The 17,078-nt window shown below is 74.7% G+C and carries 18 protein-coding genes; 4 read left to right on the forward strand and 14 right to left on the reverse strand.

Going from position 1 to position 17,078, the window contains the following annotated elements; all coding sequences use genetic code 11:
* Nucleotides 1–64: 64 nt before the first annotated feature.
* Nucleotides 65–730 carry an amphi-Trp domain-containing protein gene (locus tag PGB27_RS12740; protein WP_274200736.1) on the forward strand — a complete coding sequence of 222 codons (666 nt, stop codon included), beginning with the start codon at nt 65–67 and terminating at the stop codon, nt 728–730.
* Here the strand turns inward: PGB27_RS12740 and PGB27_RS12745 are convergent.
* From PGB27_RS12745 to PGB27_RS12760, 4 genes are all read right to left on the reverse strand, one after another.
* The gene (locus PGB27_RS12745) at nt 727–1,143 is read right to left on the reverse strand and encodes a VOC family protein (protein WP_274200737.1); all 417 of its coding nucleotides are present in this window, start codon (nt 1,141–1,143) and stop codon (nt 727–729) included. The two genes, PGB27_RS12740 and PGB27_RS12745, sit on opposite strands and share 4 nt — an antisense overlap.
* 78 nt (nt 1,144–1,221) lie before the next feature.
* Nucleotides 1,222–1,626 carry a thiol-disulfide oxidoreductase DCC family protein gene (locus PGB27_RS12750; protein WP_274200738.1) on the reverse strand — a complete coding sequence of 135 codons (405 nt, stop codon included), beginning with the start codon at nt 1,624–1,626 and terminating at the stop codon, nt 1,222–1,224.
* A 38-nt stretch (nt 1,627–1,664) separates the two neighbouring features.
* Nucleotides 1,665–2,036, reverse strand: a complete 372-nt coding sequence (locus PGB27_RS12755) for a VOC family protein (RefSeq protein ID WP_274200739.1) — start codon at nt 2,034–2,036, stop codon at nt 1,665–1,667.
* A 10-nt stretch (nt 2,037–2,046) separates the two neighbouring features.
* Nucleotides 2,047–2,889, reverse strand: a complete 843-nt coding sequence (locus tag PGB27_RS12760) for a helix-turn-helix domain-containing protein (protein ID WP_274200740.1) — start codon at nt 2,887–2,889, stop codon at nt 2,047–2,049.
* Nucleotides 2,890–2,936: 47 nt separating this feature from the next.
* Between PGB27_RS12760 and PGB27_RS12765 the strand changes: the two genes are divergently transcribed.
* On the forward strand, nt 2,937–4,418 hold the full coding sequence (locus PGB27_RS12765; RefSeq protein ID WP_274200741.1) for a flavin-containing monooxygenase: 1,482 nt from the start codon (nt 2,937–2,939) through the stop codon (nt 4,416–4,418).
* 101 nt (nt 4,419–4,519) lie between these two features.
* A complete protein-coding gene (gene map, locus PGB27_RS12770; RefSeq protein WP_274200742.1) occupies nt 4,520–5,305 on the forward strand; it encodes a type I methionyl aminopeptidase in 786 nt (261 codons plus the stop codon).
* Between the two features lie 3 nt (nt 5,306–5,308).
* Here the strand turns inward: map and PGB27_RS12775 are convergent, their stop codons facing one another.
* Nucleotides 5,309–5,950: a hypothetical protein gene (locus PGB27_RS12775; RefSeq protein WP_274200743.1), complete on the reverse strand. Its 642-nt coding sequence runs from the start codon at nt 5,948–5,950 to the stop codon at nt 5,309–5,311.
* A gap of 90 nt (nt 5,951–6,040) precedes the next feature.
* On the opposite strand from PGB27_RS12775, the gene PGB27_RS12780 reads away from it, so the two are divergent.
* Entirely contained in the window at nt 6,041–6,610 is a 570-nt protein-coding gene (locus tag PGB27_RS12780; protein ID WP_274200744.1) for an ester cyclase, read from the forward strand.
* Here PGB27_RS12780 and PGB27_RS12785 read toward each other — a convergent pair.
* From PGB27_RS12785 to PGB27_RS12825, 9 genes are all read right to left on the reverse strand, one after another.
* Nucleotides 6,607–6,858: a helix-turn-helix domain-containing protein gene (locus PGB27_RS12785; protein ID WP_274200745.1), complete on the reverse strand. Its 252-nt coding sequence runs from the start codon at nt 6,856–6,858 to the stop codon at nt 6,607–6,609. The genes PGB27_RS12780 and PGB27_RS12785 overlap by 4 nt on opposite strands.
* A gap of 151 nt (nt 6,859–7,009) precedes the next feature.
* Nucleotides 7,010–7,759: an MT-A70 family methyltransferase gene (locus PGB27_RS12790; protein ID WP_274200746.1), complete on the reverse strand. Its 750-nt coding sequence runs from the start codon at nt 7,757–7,759 to the stop codon at nt 7,010–7,012.
* An 89-nt stretch (nt 7,760–7,848) separates the two neighbouring features.
* The gene (locus PGB27_RS12795) at nt 7,849–8,598 is read right to left on the reverse strand and encodes a BglII/BstYI family type II restriction endonuclease (RefSeq protein ID WP_274200747.1); all 750 of its coding nucleotides are present in this window, start codon (nt 8,596–8,598) and stop codon (nt 7,849–7,851) included.
* 73 nt (nt 8,599–8,671) lie between these two features.
* Nucleotides 8,672–8,986 (reverse strand): DUF5313 family protein, encoded by a 315-nt coding sequence (locus PGB27_RS12800; RefSeq protein WP_274200748.1) that lies wholly within the window; start codon nt 8,984–8,986, stop codon nt 8,672–8,674.
* Nucleotides 8,983–11,928, reverse strand: a complete 2,946-nt coding sequence (locus tag PGB27_RS12805; RefSeq protein ID WP_274200749.1) for an FAD-binding and (Fe-S)-binding domain-containing protein — start codon at nt 11,926–11,928, stop codon at nt 8,983–8,985. The genes PGB27_RS12800 and PGB27_RS12805 overlap by 4 nt, the downstream gene beginning before the upstream one ends.
* 73 nt (nt 11,929–12,001) lie before the next feature.
* The gene (locus PGB27_RS12810; protein WP_274200750.1) at nt 12,002–13,204 is read right to left on the reverse strand and encodes an amidohydrolase family protein; all 1,203 of its coding nucleotides are present in this window, start codon (nt 13,202–13,204) and stop codon (nt 12,002–12,004) included.
* A complete protein-coding gene (pepE, locus tag PGB27_RS12815) occupies nt 13,177–13,935 on the reverse strand; it encodes a dipeptidase PepE (protein ID WP_274200751.1) in 759 nt (252 codons plus the stop codon). The genes PGB27_RS12810 and pepE overlap by 28 nt, the downstream gene beginning before the upstream one ends.
* 171 nt (nt 13,936–14,106) lie before the next feature.
* Entirely contained in the window at nt 14,107–15,828 is a 1,722-nt protein-coding gene (locus tag PGB27_RS12820) for a GMC oxidoreductase (protein WP_274200752.1), read from the reverse strand.
* A gap of 246 nt (nt 15,829–16,074) precedes the next feature.
* Nucleotides 16,075–17,055 (reverse strand): NADPH:quinone reductase, encoded by a 981-nt coding sequence (locus PGB27_RS12825; protein WP_274200753.1) that lies wholly within the window; start codon nt 17,053–17,055, stop codon nt 16,075–16,077.
* Between the last annotated feature and the right edge of the window lie 23 nt (nt 17,056–17,078).

The raw sequence follows: 17,078 nt of genomic DNA on the forward strand, positions 1-17,078 counted from the left end.
CCTGCCAGGGTGGTGGCGGGCACAGCGCGGCGCCGGTGGCCGCGCGCGACGAGAGGACGGCGTGATGGCTGAGGTCAAGGTCGAGCACGAGGTGACGCTGTCGCGCGAGGAGGTCGCCGACTGGCTCGCCGACCTCGCCGACGCCATCCGCGAGGGCGGTTCGGCGGAGCTGTCGCTGTCCGGGCCGGTGCTCACGCTGCCCCTCGCCGACGACATCGAGGTCGAGATCGAGGTGGAGATCGACGGCGACGAGGTCGAGCTGGAGCTCGAGCTGTCCTGGTCGACCGGCCGGCGGGGCGGCAAGGGTTCGGCCGAGGACGCCGAGGACACCGAGGACACCGAGGACAGCGACGACCAGGGCGACGACGAGGGCGACGACGAGGGCGACGACGAGGGCGGCAGCGACGAGGAGAGCGGCGGCGACACGGGCGGCGCCGACACGAGCGCGGCGGCGACCTCGAGCGGTGCCGGCGCATCCTCGACGAGCCCGTCGTCCGGGACCTCCGAGGCGTCGTCCGGCTCGTCCGGCTCGTCGACCGGCTCGTCCGGAGGTGCCGACCCGGGCTCGCGCACCGCACCCGGGCGCTCGGTCGCGAAGGGCCCGGTGAAGGACACCTCGGCGACGCCGGCGAAGGCGCGGGTCAAGAGCGCGCCGAAGGCCGCCGCCAAGGGCAAGGGCACCTCGACCTCGTCCTCCGCGTCCGCCTCCGGGAACGGCGGGGCCAGCTAGCTCCTCTGCTCCGCGGCGGAGATGTTCACGAGCCAGCGCACGCCGAAGCGGTCGGTGCAGTCGCCGTAGAGGTCGCCCCACATCTGCTTCTCCAGCGGGGTGCCGACCGTCCCGCTCGCGGACAGCTGCTCGTACCACCCGCGCAGCGTCGGCTCGTCGTCACCGGACAGCGAGAGGGTGACGTCGTTGCCGCGCTCGCGGGTGGACCCGGGCGGCAGGTCGGAGAGCATCAAGGTGATGCCGTGCTCGGTCTCGAGCTGACCGTGCATGATCTTCTGCGCGTCCGGGCCCTCCATGCCCATCTGCCCGAAGGTCATGACGTCGGTGGTCGCGCCGAAGACGTCGGCGTAGAAGGCGACGGCGTCGGCCGCCTCGCCGTCGAAGTGCAGGTACGGGTTGAGGTGGACGCCCACGATGTGCTCCGGTGATCGACGAGTCGGGCCCCGACGGGAGCGGAAGCTAGACCCACCGTGGGGCGCGGGGAAGCCTCGTCAGCCGATCGCCGGGGCGCAGTCCTGCGGATGCGCCTCGCAGTGCGGCGTGGTGCCCGGGAAGGCGCCGCGGTGGTCGGCCACCCAGCGGTAGGCCCACTCCTGCACGCCGCCGGTGACCCGGTAGAGCAGCGACGGCAGCGGGGTCCCGGTGATCTCGGACAGCACGGCGTTGACGGCGTCCGCGCCGCTGCGCCGCACGCCGTCGTGGCCCCGCCACTGCACCGCCTCGCCGCACTGCTCCACCGTCGCGCCGACCGACGCCGGCACGCCCGCAGCCTGGTAGGGCTGCACGTCGACGCGCCCGTGCCGGTCGAGCAGGCGCAGCCAGTCGACGCAGCGCGTGCAGAAGCCGCACCGGCCGTCGAAGACGAGGCGGCCGGTCGTCGTGTCGGCGGGGCCCATGCACCCCACCCTGCCAGCGCAGCGCCGTCGGGACCGCGTCAGGAGCCGCCCGGGCGGTAGGTGCCGAAGCTCCACACGTTGTCCTCGCCGTCGACCGCGGCGTACTCGCGGGAGCCGTAGGGCTGGTCGGTGAGTCCCATGACCACGGTCGCGCCGGCGGCGACCGCCCGGTCGTGGTGGCCGTCGACGTCGTCGACCACGACGTAGACGACCGCGCGGCCGGTGGCGAACGCGTCGCCCTCGCGGCGGGGGCCGAGGAGGACCGCGCCCCCGCCGTGGGTGAGCTCGGCGTGCTCCACGGTGCCGGCCTCGCCGCGGTGCTCGGCGGCGACGGTGAAGCCGAAGGCGTCGCGCAGCAGCGCGATGGCCGCGTCGGGGTCCCGGTAGCGCAGGGTCGGGTGGATGCTCATGGCGACGACGCTAGGAGTCGACCGCCGCCGCGTCTTGGACGTCGGGGAACCCCGCCCGCCACTCCAGCACGTAGCGGCTGGGCGTGCAGCCGGCGAGGTCGCGGAACTCGCGGACGAGGTGGGAGTGGTCGGCGAACCCGCACGCGGCGGCGACGTCGGCGATGCGCGCGGCGGTCGGCCCGCGGGTGCCCGTCGGCCCGGGCACGAGCAGGCGCGCGGCCTCCCGGAAGCGCAGCACGCGCCCCGCCGTCGTCGGCGTGAGGCCGATCTGGTCGCGGAAGCGCGTGAGCAGGTGACGCCGGCTCCAGCCCGTCTCGCCGGCGAGCGTCGACACCGCGACCCGACCGCGCGCGCCGGCCAGCCGCGCCCAGGCGTGGGCCACCTCCGGGTCCGGGCGGGAACGTGACCGGTCGAGCAGCCCGCGCAGCACGGAGTCGACGACGGCGAGGCACTCCGCCGGCGGCGTGTGGGCGAGGCGCTCGGGCAGCCCGGCGAGCGCCGGCTGGGCGAGGGCGTCGAGCGGGACGACCCGGTTGGTCAGCGCGGACGTCGGCCGGTCGAGCAGGCGCAGGACGCCGAGCGGGGTGAGGTCGACCTGGACGCCCTGCTGGTGCCCGGCGAACGCGGTGACGACCGCGCCGTCGTGCATGCCCGCGAGGAACGCCGCGTGGCGGGCGCGGCCGCCGGGTCCGGCGAGCTCCAGTGGGTCGGCCCAGGCGAGGATCAGCGTGTACGCGCCGTGGGGCGCCTCGCGCCGCCGCAGCGGCGACGACGTCGCGACCTCGTCGTAGGGCGCGTAGCGCCGCACGACGCCGGCGAGCGCCGGGTGCGGACGTCGCCCGGTCGAGGTCACGTTGGCAGCCTGCCAGGAGCGGCGCGGAACGGATACCGTCCGGCCCCGTGACGGGACGCAACGGGACAGGGCGGGAGGCCTCGACGCGGGTCGTGGTCGTGGGCGCGGGCTTCGGCGGCATCGCGGCGGCGATCGAGCTGCGCGAGCACGGGATCACCGACGTGGTGATCCTCGACAGCGCCCCCGAGATCGGCGGGACCTGGTACTACAACAGCTACCCGGGCGCGGCCTGCGACGTGCCCAGCCACCTGTACTCGTTCTCGTTCGCCCAGCGCAGCGACTGGTCGCGGCTCTGCTCGCCCCAGCCGGAGATCCTCGAGTACCTCCAGGGCGTCGCCAAGGAGTACGGCCTCGGCGAGGTGTTCGTGCCGGACGTACGCGTGGACGCCGTCCGGCTCGACGAGGCGTCGATGACCTGGACCGTCGAGGCGCAGGACGGCCGGCGCTGGGAGGCCGACGCCGTCGTGCTGGCCACGGGCCAGCTCAACACCCCGGCCATCCCGCCCATCCCCGGCGCCGCCGACTTCGCCGGCCCGGCCATGCACTCCGCCCGCTGGGACCACGACGTCGACCTGCGGGGAAAGCGCGTCGCCGTCGTGGGCACGGGCGCGAGCGCGGTGCAGTTCGTGCCGGCCATCGCGCCCGAGGTCGGGTCGATGACCGTCTTCCAGCGCAGCGGCAACTGGTTCTTCCCGCGCAAGAACCGCCACTACCCGCCGGCGATGCGCCGGCTCTTCCGCCGCGTGCCGGGGATCATGCGCACGCGCCGGTTCCTGCTCAAGGGCTACCTCGAGTTCCTGACGATCATGATCCGGCACCCGAGCACGGTCGGGCGGCTCGGGCGCGTCTACTCGACGCTGTTCATGCGCCGCCAGCTGCGCGACCCGGAGGTGCGCCGCAAGGCCTGGCCGGACTACACGTTCGGGTGCAAGCGGATCCTCTTCAGCTCGCACTACCTGCCCGCGCTCGAGCGCGACAACGTCGAGCTCGTCACCGACCGGGTCACCGAGATCGTCCCCGACGGCGTGCGCACCGAGGACGGGCGTCACCACCCCGCCGACGTGCTCATCTGGGGCACGGGCTTCAAGAGCACCGACTTCATGTTCCCGATGGAGATCGTCGGACGCGGCGGGCGGACCCTGCAGGAGGAGTGGTCGCAGGGGGCGCACGCGCACCTGGGGATGACCGTGCCGGGCTTCCCGTCGCTGTTCGTGCTCTACGGGCCGAACACCAACACCTCGGGCGGCTCGATCATCGTGTTCCTCGAGGCGCAGGTCGCCTACGTGCGCCAGGCGCTCGAGGAGACCGAGCGCCGCCGCGCCGCCGCGCTCGAGGTGCGCCGCGACGTCGAGCAGGCCTTCGACGAGCGCCTGCAGGCCGAGTTCGAGGGCACGGCGTGGACGCAGTGCGACTCCTGGTACCGCGACGAGTCGGGGCGCATCGTCGCCAACTGGCCGCGCTACATGGAGGAGTACGTCCGGGCGGTGGCGAAGCTCGACCCGACCGACTACGAGTTCATCCCCCGCTGACGGTCCCGCCGCCGAGTTGTCCACAGGCGGTGTCCACACTGGGGACGAATGACAGCCGTGTCATTCCGGCCCCGGATCCGGGCCCTGTCTAGGGTCGGGGCATGTTGCGGCGTGCCGAGATCGAGCTGAAGACCTCCGGTGAGGTCGACGCCATGCGCGAGGCCGGTCGCGTCGTCGCCCGCTGCCTCGACGCGGTGCGCGCGGCGGCCGTGCCCGGCGTGACGCTGCAGGAGCTCGACCGCGTCGCCCACGACGTCATGGACGACGCCGGCGCCGTGCCCGCCTTCCTCGACTACCACCCGCGCTTCGCGCCGAGCCCGTTTCCCGGCGTCATCTGCGCGAGCGTCAACGACGCGGTCGTGCACGCCATCCCCGGCGCCCACCGGCTGGCCGACGGCGACCTGCTCAGCATCGACTGCGGTGCCTTCCTCGACGGCTGGTGCGGCGACGCCGCCTTCAGCACGGTCGTGGGCGCCGACGCCGACCCCGCGGACCTCGAGCTCATCGCCACCACCGAGCGCGCGCTGCAGGCCGGCATCGCCGCGGCGCGGCCGGGCGGGCGCCTCGGTGACATCGGCGCCGCGGTCAGCGCCGTCGCCCGCGAGGCCGGCTACGGGATGCTCGCCGACCACGGCGGGCACGGCATCGGGCGCGCGATGCACGAGTCGCCGCACGTCCCCAACGAGGGCCGCGCCGGGCGCGGGATGCGCCTGCGGCCCGGGCTCGTCATCGCCATCGAGCCGATGCTGCACGCGGGCGGCGAGGACGACTACGTCCACGACGACGACGGCTGGACCCTGCGCACCGCCGACGGCAGCCGTGCCGCGCACGCCGAGCACACGGTCGCGATCACCGCCGACGGTCCGCGCATCCTCACGCTGCCGTAGGGCCTACGACCGGCTGGCCGCCCGGTCCCCGTGGTGGTCGTCCTGCGGGGAGTCGCCCCGCGACGCCCCCTCGCGCGGCGCGTCCGCGCGCTCGCGGTGCGCCTGCTCCCAGGCGGAGTCGTCGCGCGCGGCGTCCTGCCCGCCGTCCTGCCCGTCCCGGGACGGCTTGCGGCGCACGGACCGGCGGTCGAGGCGGTGCAGCTGCCCGTTGCTGTCGCGGCCCCAGTGCGTGCCGTGCGAGTCGGTGAACCGCATCTCGGGCACGGCCGGCGCGGAGTACAGCTCGTCGCGGCTGACCTCGTCGGCGCCGAAGGGGAGGGACCGGATCTCGTCGCTCGCCGGCGGCAGCAGGGCCATCGACACGCTGTGCTGCTCGTCGCTCGACGGCAGGCTGAACAGGCAGCGGACCTGGAACACCGGGGACTCGCCGCCGTTGTGGACGACGATCACGTAGTCCTCGTCGCGATCGTGCCGCTTCCCCTCGTCGAGCCAGGCGGTGACGCCCTGGGCCTGCTGCTCCTGGCGGACCTCGACCTGGTCCTTGCGATTCAGCAGCATGATCCACACGTAGGCGGCGAACCCGAGCAGGGAGCCGGCGCTGCCGATCGCCGACACCCACTGCGCGGCGAGCTGGGACGTGCTCATCGACGGAGGTCACCTCGGGAGACGGAGCGGGTCGTGTGCGCACAGGTGCCCGCGCGCGAAGCCGTCTACGCTCCTGCTCGTGATCGCCCCGTGAGTGCCGAGCCCACGTCGTCGCCGCCCGCGGGCCGCCGGCCCGCGCCGGACCCGCCGCGCCCCACCCCGCCCGCCGGCGGGACGCCCGGCGCGCTCGTGCGGTGGTGCCTCGACGTGATCAACAGCCACGACGCCGCGTCGCTGCGCCAGGCCTACGCGCCCGGGGTCCGCGCGCGGTTCCCGATGCGCACCGTCCGCGGCGCCGACGAGCTCGTCGCCTGGTGGGCGAGCGTGTTCGCCGCCGTCCCCGACCTCACGATGACGATCGAGGGGATGGCCGAGCAGGGCGAGGGGCGCAGCGGCGAGGTCTTCCTGCGCTGGCGCCTGACCGGGCACCACACCGGCGGCGACTGGGAGGGCATCGCGCCCTCGGGTGCCCGGCTCGACCTCGACGGCATGGACCACTTCGTCGTCGAGGACGGCCACGTGGCCAGCAACTTCGTGGTCTTCGACCAGATGCAGTTCGCGCGCCAGATCGGCCTGCTGCCCGCGGACGGCTCACGCCTCGACGTCGGCCTCCGGACGGCGTTCAACGCGCTGACGCGCCGCCGGACGCGTCGGGGCTAGCTCGCGGACCTGGCGGTGCTCGCCGCGCCGTCCTTGCGACTGCGGCCCTGGGTGCCGCCGCGACCGCGGAACTCCACGCCGGCGTCGACGAGCAGGCGGCGGACCCGACCGATGCTGTAGCCGGTCTCGGCGCAGATCTCACGGATGCTGGCGCCCTTCTGGTACCGCTTGAGCAGCTCGTTGCCCAGTTTGGTGCGCTCCGTCCCCGTCACCCGCTGGTTGCGCGCCAGCTCCGGTGTCTTCGCCATGCGGGGAAGTATCACAGCGCGTGGCCGAATGTCGCCACTACCGGGGATTACCCCTGAGTCAAGCGGTCGGGGGCGTACTGCGAACGAGATCAAGGTCCGTCCGACGGCCGAGTGCCGTGACGGGCGGTGATCGAATCTGTTCGGCCGTGTACTACCTGTAGGCGGGGTACTGACGACCGCGCGGCGCGACGTCCTCGCCGGACTCGGCGCCCCAGCTCGTCCACCCCGGGCGGGCGTAGCGGGCGAACATCTCGAGGTAGGGCCCGGGCGAGCACGCCTCGATGAGGTCGTAGGCCTCGTCGGGCTTGCGGGAGTGCTCGCGCTTGCGGGTCTCGATCATGTTGACCTGCCGCCGGCCGGGCTCGAGCGTGCGTAGCGAGCCCCGCACGCCGAACAGGATCAGCTCGGTGACGTTGCGGAAGTAGAACCCCACACCACGCCCGTCGGGCCCGCCGTCCTTGCGCCGCTTGGCCCAGACGAGGTTGCTGACGTAGCGGAAGCCCCAGCCCTGCATCACCGCGAGGCCCTCGGGCAGCAGTGCGTTCGGCACCCACAGGTAGAGGTGCGCGTTCGCCGAGATGACGTCCGCCACCGGCAGCGCCGCGATCTCCGCCGCGGACATGGTGTCGTAGCGGTCGAGCCGCCGGTGCTCGGGCGCGACCTTGCCGGTGCGGTTGGTGAACCGCCACGGCGGGTCGGCGTAGACGCAGGACCAGCCGCCGGCCGTGCGGGGGAGCGCGACGCTCTCCAGCGGCGTCGCGTCCACGCGCAGGGGCGCCGCGCGGCGGGCGCGCGGGGACTCGGCCGCGGGCTCGTCGGTGGGGCCGGGCTCGCCGGGGCTGGCCTCTGCGTCGATCTCTGTCCTGATCTCCGGGCTGCCGGCGTCCGCCGCCAGGGTCATCGTCTCGGGCCTCCTCGCCGGGGTCGGGGCGGGCGGGACGCTAGCGCCGGGGTCCGACAGTGATCGGTCGTGCGCCGGGTCCGGGCTGCTCACCAGCTCACCCCGTCGGTGAGCATCCACGGCGTCTCGGCCTCGGGGCGCGCCGGCTCGCCGTCGGCGGGCACCCAGCAGCGCCGGGAGATGGCGACGGCGAGCAGGGGGCAGCCGCCGGCGTCGCCGCGCGTCATCCGCGACTCGAGCTTGCCGAGGTGGGTCGTCGTCGACGTCGAGAGGCGGCTGCGGACCTCGTCGTCGCTACGCCCCGCCGCGCGGGCCAGCTCGCGGGCGAGGTCGCGCAGGTCGTCGTGGGTGCGGGTGAGCAGGACCGCGCCGTCGATGAGGCCGGCGTCGTAGAGGGCGCGGTAGGCGGAGATGTCGCGGTCGAGGTTGCCGTCCTTGGCGTTCCACTCGACGTCGAGCGCCACCCGGCCCTTGACGTTGTCGACCTTGTAGCCCTCGTTGACGACCTCGCTCTCGCGCACGGTCACGCCGACCTCGCCTGCGGGCGCCCACGGCTGCACCTGCAGGCGCGAGGTGACGACGGTGTCGACGCGCCCCTCGCGCCACCCGCGCGCCCGGAAGGCGGTGTTGAGGCGGGCGGCCAGGCGGGACTCGTTGCCACCCGCCTCGACGAGGTCGGCGGTGGTCAGGGCGAAGTCGGCGAGCACGGCGCAGATCTCGGCGAACTCGTCCGGGCTCGTGGCCGCGAGGACGGCGGCGGCGTTGCGCGTCTCGCGGAGCTCGTAGCGATCCGCGATCCCCGGCGGCAGCGCGCCCGACCAACCCCGCGTGAGCTCCATCGCCGGACAGTCTGCCCTCCGTGCCCGGCCGCCCGTGCTCCGGCACGGCGCTGCGTGGGCGCCGGGCCACCGGCTACTCGTCCTCGCGGAGGACGACCTCGGGCAGGTAGCCGTGCTGGTAGAGCCGCTTCTCCCGGACCATCGGGGAGAACAGCGTGGCCATGAACAGCGTCGAGACCAGGACGAACAGCGGCAGGGCGACGCGCAGCCACGCCGGCCCGGGCAGCAGCGCCAGCAGCGCGGCCGGCGTGGCCTGCACCGCGGACCGGCCGAGGTGGCGCAGGAACCACGTCCGGCAGGTCAGGTCGTGCAGCACCCAGGGGGCGTACCGCACCGGCAGCCGCGCCCCGAACGCGTACCCGAGCCAGCGCAGCACGCCCGGCCTCATGAGCCCTTCGCGCCGGTGACCGCCTGCTCCCGCCTCAGGCCCAGCGCCGTCGCGGCGAGCTGGGCCAGGTGTACCGGCTCGTGGCCCGCGTTCTCGAGCTGGCGGATCTGGGTGCGGCACGAGAACCCGTCGGCGAGCACCGCGGTGTCCGGGTCGGCGGCGCGCACCGCCGGCATGAGGCCCCGCTCGGCGCACGCCGTCGAGACCTCGTAGTGCCCGTCCTCGAACCCGAAGTTGCCGGCGAGCCCGCAGCAGCCCTCGTCGAGCACCTGCGTGTCGATCCCCAGGGCGCCCAGCACCGCGCGGTCGGCGTCGAAGCCCATCGCCGCGTACTGGTGGCAGTGGATCTGGGCCACGGCCTTCTGGCCCGTGGCGACGACGCCGGCGCGCAGCTCGTCGACGTGGGCGGCGAGGACCTCGGCGAGCGTGCGCGTCGAGGCCTTGAGCCGGACCGCGTCCTCGTCGTCCTCGCCGAGCAGCTCCACGACGTCCTGGCGCAGCGCCGCCGTGCACGACGGCTCGAGCCCGACGACCGGCACGCCGTCGTCGAGCCACGGCTTGACGACGTCGAGGCTGCGCCGCACGACCTTGCGCGCCGTGCCGAGCTGGCCGGTGGTGTGCCAGGTCAGCCCGCAGCACACCCCGCGGTCGGGGAGCTCGACGCGGTAGCCGAGGTGCTCGAGCACGGCGATCGCGTCGAGCGCGAGGTCCGGGTCGAACGCCGAGGTGAACGTGTCGGGCCACAGCAGCACGCGCGGCCGCGGGCTGTCGTGCCGCGCCGGGTGCGGCCCGGCGAGGCGGCGCAGGGGCGTGGGCGCGAGCGTCGGGATGTCGCGCTGCGGGGCGATCCCGCCGAGGCGCTTGGCGATCGTCGCGAGCGCGGGGCGGCGGGCGAGCGCGTTGGCCAGCCGCGGCAGGCCCGGGACGGCGGTGGCGAGGCGCAGCCAGCGGGGCAGGTGGCCCATCGACCAGTGGCTGCGCGGGCGCTCCCGCGCGCGGCCCGCGTAGTGCTGGGCGAGGAACTCGGCCTTGTAGGTGGCCATGTCGACGCCGACGGGGCAGTCGCGCTGGCACGCCTTGCAGCTCAGGCACAGGTCGAGGGCGTCGCGGACCTCGGTGGAGCGCCAGCCGTCCGGCACGAGCTGGCCCGACGCCATCTCGAAGAGCATCCGCGCGCGCCCGCGCGTCGAGTGCATCTCCTCGCCGGTGACGCGGTAGCTCGGGCACATGTAGCCGCCCGAGTCGGTGATGCACTTGGCGACGCCGATGCAGCGCCGGCTCGCGCGGGTGAAGCTGCCGCGGTCGTCGGTGTAGTGCAGCTCGGTGCGCGGGCCGATGGTGGGCACGCCGACGAAGACCTTGAGGTCGTCGTCCATCCTGCGCGGCTCGACGACGCGACCGGGGTTCATGCGGCCCTCGGGGTCGAAGACGCCCTTGAACGCCCCGAACGCCTCGATGAGCTGCGGGGAGTAGGTCCGCTCGAGCAGCTCGGCGCGGGCCTGGCCGTCGCCGTGCTCTCCGGACACCGATCCGCCGTGCTCGGCGACGAGGTCGGCGGCGTCGAGCAGGAAGGCGCGGAAGTTGGCGAGGCCGGGGCGCGTGAGCAGGTCGAAGTCGATGCGCACGTGCAGGCAGCCGTCACCGAAGTGGCCGTAGTAGGCGCCCTGGCGCCCGTGGCGGCGCAGCAGGGCGTCGAACTCGCGCAGGTAGGCGCCCATCCGCGCCGGCGGGACCGCCGCGTCCTCCCACCCCGGCCACGCCTCGCCGCCGTCGGGGGAGCGGGTGACGATGCCTGACCCGTCCTCGCGGACCTTCCACAGCGCGCGCATCTGCTTCGGCTCGGAGACGACCTTGACGCTGGCCCCGTACCGGGCCATCTCCTTGCCGATGGCCGTCGCCTTCGCCTCGGCCTCGGCGCGGTCGGCGCCGCCGGTCTCGACGTAGAGCCAGCCCTTGCCCTCGGGCAGCTGCTCGTGGGTGCGGTCGTCGGGACGGCTCGCGCGCAGCGCGCCGATGACGCCGACGTCGACGCCCTCGATCGTGAGCGGGGCGTGCTCGCGGATCGGCATGACGTGGTCGGCGGCGGTGTAGGCGTCGGGGAACCCGAGCACGCACAGCGCCCGGACGGGCGGGGCCTCGACCAGCTCGACGGTGGCCTCGAGGATCGTCGCGCACGTGCCCTCGGTGCCGACCAGCGCGCGGGCGAGGTCGACGCCGGCGTCGTCGAGGAGCTGGTCGAGGTTGTAGCCGCTGACGCGCCGGGTCAGGCCGTCGACGACGAGCTCGTCGCGGATCGTCTTCTCGTAGCGGTCGCGCAGGCGCGTGAGCTCGCGGTAGACATCGCCCTCGCGGCCGGGCCGCTGCTGGGCCGCCGCGAGGTCGGGGGTGCGGCCGACGCTCATCCGCGTCCCGTCGGCGAGCAGCACGTCGAGCTCGCGGACGTTGTCGACGGTCTTGCCCCACGCCACCGAGTGCGACCCGCACGCGTTGTTGGCGATCATCCCGCCGAGCGTGCAGCGGTTGTGCGTCGACGGGTCGGGGCCGAACGTCAGGCCGTACGGGCGCGCGGCCTCGCGCAGGTCGTCGAGGACGACGCCGGGCTGGACGCGGGCGGTGCGCGTCGCGGGGTCGATCTCGAGCACGCGGTCGAGGTGGCGCGAGAAGTCGAGGATCAGCGCCTCGTTGACCGCCATCCCGCCGATGCTCGTGCTCGCGCCGCGCGGCAGGACCGGGACCTCGTGGCGGCGGGCGATGTCGACGGCCGCCTCGACGTCGTCGAGGTCGACGGGCTGCACGACACCGAGCGGCACGTGGCGGTAGTTCGAGGCGTCCGCGGACCACATGGCCCGGCTCGCGGTGTCGAAGCGCACCCGCCCCCGCACCGCCGAGCGCAGGTCCTCGGCCAGCAGGGACTCGGCGGACGATCGGCGCATGGTGGTCATCGGGAATCAGTCTGCGCCGGTGTCAACGCGGGCGCCGCTCGGGGTGTCGCAGCGAACGCGCTGTTCGCTGCCTCTAGGCGCGCGTAGTCCCCGTTCGCGCCGGCTCGAGGTCCGCGACGTGCGTGCGGGGCGCGCGGTCGAGCAGGCCGGTGGCGACGTCCGGGGCGTCGAGCAGGACGAGGTCGGCCCGCGCGCCCGGCACGACGTCGTGCGCGTCGTCACCCATCAGCGCCGCGGCGTCGCCGGTGACCATGTCGAGCAGGGTGTCGAGCTCCAGGCCCTGCATGTGGCCGAGGGTGAGGGCGGCGTCGAGCGGGTCGCCGGTGCCGAACGGGGTGAAGGCGTTGCGGACGTTGTTCGACGAGCACGCGACGCGCACGCCGGCGTCGCGCAGCTCCCGGACCGGGGCGGAAGCCCCGACGAGGTAGAGGTCGGTGGGCGGGAGGACCGCCACCCCGACGCCCGCGGCGGCCAGCGCGTCGGCCGTGCGGCGCCGACGGTCGGGGTCGAGGCCGGCGAGGGTCGTCACGTGGCCGAGGACGATGCGGCCGCCGAGCCCCGCCGCGTCCGTCATCGCCGCGATCTCGGCGGCGAGGTCGTGGCGCGGGTCGGGGACACCCCCACCCGCCCCGGCGGCGAAGTCGGCGTGGACGTCGACGGGGACCCCGTGCTGCTGGGCGAGGTCGAGGACGTCGCGGACGTGCTCGCGGCAGGCGTCGACGTCGTCCTCGGCGTAGCTGCAGGCCCCGAGGACGTCGGCGCCGCGGGCGAGGGCCTCGAGGAGCAGGTCGCGGGTGCCGGGACGGGCGGCGATGCCCTCCTGCGGGAAGGCGACGACCTGGAGCTCGACCGTCCCGCGCCACGCGTCGCGGAGCTCGAGGAGCACGTCGAGGCCGGTCAGACCGACGGTGGGGTCGACGTCGACGGGGGTGCGGACCCGGGTGACGCCGGCCGCGTGGGCGCGGGTGAGCAGGTCGGTGGCGCGGGTGCGGACGTCGTCGGCGGTGAAGGTCTGCTTGCGCTCGGTGGTGCGGGCGACGGCGTCGTCGAGCGAGCCGACGACCTCCGCGCCGAGCATCGCCTTGTCGAGGTGCAGGTGCGGCTCGACGAGCCCCGGCAGGACGATCTTCCCGCCGCCGTCGAGGACGTCCCGGCCGTCGTGCTCCAGCGCCGGGCCGACGGCGGCGATCCGGCCGTCGGTGACCGCGACGTCGACCGGTCGGTCGTGGCGACGGGTGCGGACGTCGGTCAGGAGGTAGGTGTCGCGAGCAGCCACGACAGGTCCGTACCCGCGGCGAGCTCCACCGGCTCGTGACCGCGGCGGAAGAGGCGGGCGGTGTGGCCGTCGAGGGTGAGGGCGTCCCGCTCTCGATGGTCCGGCTCCGCTTCGCTCCGTGTCCGGCGGAGGAGCCACGCGCCCTCGCGCAGACCGACGACGGCGACGGCGTTCTCCTGGTGGAACTCGCGGATGCGCTCCTCGCGGGTCTCGCCGCGGTGGGTGGAGTGCGGATCGGGGTCGAGGTAGTGGGGGTTGATCTGGACAGGGATCCGGCCGACGGCGTCGAGGCCCCCGGGACCGACGATCGGCATGTCGTTGGTGGTCATGATCGTGGGGCAGGCGAGGTTGGAGCCGGCGCTGGCGCCCGCGTAGCGCAGGTCGTCGCGCTCGCGCAGGGCGGCCAGGACGCCGTTGTCGCCGGTGCGCCGGCGCAGGCGGAAGGTGTTGCCGCCGCCGACGAAGACGGTCTCGCGGTCGGGGTCGGCGTCGCGGATGGTGGCCGCCGGGTCGGGCTCGCGGTGCAGGCCGCGGACGTCGACCGGCCCGAGGACGTTCGCCAGCGCGTCGGCGACCAGGCGCGTGTAGCCGTCGAGGTCGTCGCCGGCCCACGCCGCGAACCACAGGGTCCGGTCACCGAGGTGCGCGCGCAGCGGCTCGGCGGCGTGCGCGAACGGCACGTCGGCCCCGGGCGGGCGGGAGTTGGAGAACAGCAGCGCGTCGGCGGGCACGCCGCGATCCTGACCGTCTCGTGCGGGTGGCCGACGCACGGGGTGGTGTCAGCCTGGCGTCCATGCTGACACTGGACGTCAGTTTCTCCACCAGCTCGACCAGACAGTGATCGTGGGGACTTTCCTGACGTTGAGTGTCAGCGTGGACGCCACGCTGAGACACCCCGTGCCTCAGCCGCCGGCGACGGGGGTGCGGGGCGGGACGGTGGGGGTGCCGAGGGGGACCAGGCGCAGGGCGCCGGGGGCGTCGGCCGGGACGACCGGGGACCGGGGCGCCACGGGCTCCACCCGGCGGTACGCCGACCCGAGCGGCGGGCGGGGGTCCGCCTCGCCCTTGTTCGGCCAGAACGCCATGGCCCGCTCGGCCTGCGCGGTGATCGTCAGCGACGGGTTCACGCCCAGGTTCGCCGAGAGCGCCGAGCCGTCGACGACGTGCAGGCCGGGGTGCCCGTAGAGCCGCTGGTAGCCGTCGACCACGCCGGTCTCCGGGGACGCGCCGATCGGGCAGCCGCCGATGAAGTGCGCGGTCATCGGCATGTTCACCGCCTCGCCCCAGGTCCCGCCCGGATCGCCGTCGATCATCTCGGCCATCCGCCGGGTGGTCTCGTTCGCCGCCGGGATCCAGGTCGGGTTGGGCGTGCCGTGGCCCTGCCGGGACACGAGCCGCCCGAAGCGCCGGCGCACCGTGATCGAGTTGTCCAGCGACTGCATCACCAGCGCGATCACCGTGCGCTCCGACCAGCGCCGCTTGTCCAGCGAGCGGGCGAACGTGCGCGGGTGGCGGGCGATCGCGCCGAGCAGCTTGAGCACGCGCGGCACCCGCCCGCCGCCGTCGGTCATCAGCGTCGTCAGCAGGCCCATCGCGTTCGAGCCGTAGCCATAGCGGCAGGGCTCGATGTGGGTGTTCTCGTCCGGGTGCCACGACGACGTGATCGCGACGCCGCGGGTGAAGTCGCGGGGGCCGCCGCGCTCCGGCGCGCGGTGGGCCGTCGCGCCGACCAGCGCCTCGGAGTTGGTGCGGGTGAGCTCGCCGAGGCGTCGGGAGACGCGGGGGAGCACGCCGGTGTCGCGCAGCCGGTGCAGCAGCGACTGCGTGCCCCACGTGCCCGCGGCGAGCACGACCTGCTCGGCGGTGTAGATGGTCCGCCCCCGTCCGCGCGTGGCCCGCGTCTCGACCACGTACCCGTCCGCGGACGGCCGGACCGTGCGCACCGTCGTCTCCGGGTGCACGACCGCGCCCGCCCGCTCGGCGAGCGCCAGGTAGTTGGTCTCGAGGGTGTTCTTGGCGCCGTGGCGGCAGCCGGTCATGCACTCGCCGCACTCGAGGCAGCCCGTGCGCGCCGGCCCGGCGCCGCCGAAGAACGGGTCCGGCGACGTCACGCCCGGCCCCTCGCCGAAGTACACGCCGACCTGGGTCGGGGTGACGGTGTCGCCGCGCCCGCGCTCCTCGGCGACCTGCCGCATGACGACGTCCGACGGCGTCACCGACGGCTGCGTGACCACCCCGAGCATGCGGGTGGCCTGGTCGTAGAACGGGTCGAGCTCGTCGCGCCAGTCGGTGATCGACGCCCACTGCGGGTCGCGGTAGAAGGCGTCGTTCTTCGGGCGGTAGAGCGTGTTCGCGTAGTTCAGCGACCCGCCGCCCACGCCCGCGCCGGCGAGCACCACGACGTCGCGCAGCACGTGGATGCGCTGGATGCCGTAGCAGCCCAGCCGGGGCGCCCACAGGAAGTTCCGCAGGTCCCACGACGTCGACGGCAGCGTCTCGGGCGTGAACCGGCGCCCGGCCTCGAGGACCCCGACGCGGTAGCCCTTCTCCGCGAGCCGCAGCGCCGTGACGCTGCCCCCGAACCCGGATCCGACGACGAGCACGTCGTAGTGGCGTGGTGGCACCGCAGGAACCTAACCCGTGAGTAGCTGTGACGGAAGGTCACAGGTAGACGACGACACCCCCCGTGCGTGACGGGGAGCCGGCGCGGCGCGAGCAGCTCGTGGCGGCGGCCTTCGGGCTCGTGGCGGAGGTGGGCCGCTCGACGGTCGACGGTCCGCCACCACGTGGCGACGAAGACCGAGCTGGTCGAGGCGCTCGCCGAGCACGCCGCGGCCTGCTCGCCGACGGGTGAGCCCTCAGAGCACCACTCAGGGCACGACCACGACCTTGCCCACCGCCCCGTTCTCCACGGCCTCGTGCGCGGCGACGATGTCGTCGAGCGCGTAGCGGGTGACCGGAAGCGGCGAGAGCGCCCCGGCCGCGGTGGCGTCGGCGACCCAGGCCGTCGCCGCGGCCAGCTCGTCGGCCGGCACGCCGTAGAGCAGCACGTAGCTGATCGTGGTGTTGGCGACCATGAGGCGGCGGGTCGGGATCACCGGGTCGTCCGGCTCGTTGGCGTACACCGCGATCACCGTCCCGGCGCCGGCGACCGCGAGGTCCAGCTCGAGGTTCGCGCCGAGCGCCACCTCGACGACGCGGTCGGCCCGCGGGGCGAACTCGCGGATCCGGTCGAGGGCGCCGTCCTCGCGGTAGTTGACGACGAGGTCCGCGCCCGCCGACCGCGCGAGCTCGGCCTTCTCCTCCGAGCTCACGGTGGTGACGACCCGCGCGCCCGCGTGCTTGGCCAGCTCGATCGCGTAGTGCCCGACCGCCCCGGCGCCGCCCGCGACCAGCACGGTGCGGTCGCGCAGCGCGTCGAGGCCGTCCCCGCGCACCAGCAGGCAGTGCGCCGCGGTCACGGCCGGCACGCCGAGGCAGGCGCCGAGCTCGTCGGGCGCGTCGCCGGGCAGGGGCGTCACCCGCCCGACCGGCACGACCGCGTACTCGGCGGCCGTCCCGTAGCGGTTGCCGAACGCGGCGAGCTGGAGCCACACCCGCTGACCCGACAGCGCCGCGTCGACCCCGTCGCCGACCGTGTCGACCACCCCGACGCCGTCCTGGTGCGGGATCTGGAAGCCCTCGGGGTCCTGGCCGGTCAGCCCCGCGCGGGTCTTCCAGTCCGTGGGATTGACCCCGGACCCGGTGATGCGCACGCGGACCTGGCCGGGTCCGGGCTCGGGGGTCTCGACGTCCTCGACCGACAGGACCTCGGAGGCCGGACCGGTACGGCGGTAGAGCGCAGCCTTCATGGCGGCCCTGTGCCCGCGATCGG

Origin of the sequence: Actinomycetospora lemnae, from assembly GCF_028737315.1 — a bacterium.
Classification (GTDB): domain Bacteria; phylum Actinomycetota; class Actinomycetes; order Mycobacteriales; family Pseudonocardiaceae; genus Actinomycetospora; species Actinomycetospora lemnae.

What these genes read in the sequence shown, in the direction of transcription:
- PGB27_RS12800 (WP_274200748.1), bottom strand. Translation starts at nt 8,986, where the DNA reads ATGAGGCCGGGCGTGCTGCGCTGGCTCGGGTACGCGTTCGGGGCGCGG.
- PGB27_RS12755 (WP_274200739.1), bottom strand. Translation starts at nt 2,036, where the DNA reads ATGAGCATCCACCCGACCCTGCGCTACCGGGACCCCGACGCGGCCATC.
- PGB27_RS12805 (WP_274200749.1), bottom strand. Translation starts at nt 11,928, where the DNA reads ATGACCACCATGCGCCGATCGTCCGCCGAGTCCCTGCTGGCCGAGGAC.
- PGB27_RS12790 (WP_274200746.1), bottom strand. Translation starts at nt 7,759, where the DNA reads ATGACCCTGGCGGCGGACGCCGGCAGCCCGGAGATCAGGACAGAGATC.
- PGB27_RS12775 (WP_274200743.1), bottom strand. Translation starts at nt 5,950, where the DNA reads ATGAGCACGTCCCAGCTCGCCGCGCAGTGGGTGTCGGCGATCGGCAGC.
- PGB27_RS12825 (WP_274200753.1), bottom strand. Translation starts at nt 17,055, where the DNA reads ATGAAGGCTGCGCTCTACCGCCGTACCGGTCCGGCCTCCGAGGTCCTG.
- PGB27_RS12750 (WP_274200738.1), bottom strand. Translation starts at nt 1,626, where the DNA reads ATGGGCCCCGCCGACACGACGACCGGCCGCCTCGTCTTCGACGGCCGG.
- PGB27_RS12740 (WP_274200736.1), top strand. Translation starts at nt 65, where the DNA reads ATGGCTGAGGTCAAGGTCGAGCACGAGGTGACGCTGTCGCGCGAGGAG.
- PGB27_RS12785 (WP_274200745.1), bottom strand. Translation starts at nt 6,858, where the DNA reads ATGGCGAAGACACCGGAGCTGGCGCGCAACCAGCGGGTGACGGGGACG.
- PGB27_RS12795 (WP_274200747.1), bottom strand. Translation starts at nt 8,598, where the DNA reads ATGGAGCTCACGCGGGGTTGGTCGGGCGCGCTGCCGCCGGGGATCGCG.
- map (WP_274200742.1), top strand. Translation starts at nt 4,520, where the DNA reads ATGTTGCGGCGTGCCGAGATCGAGCTGAAGACCTCCGGTGAGGTCGAC.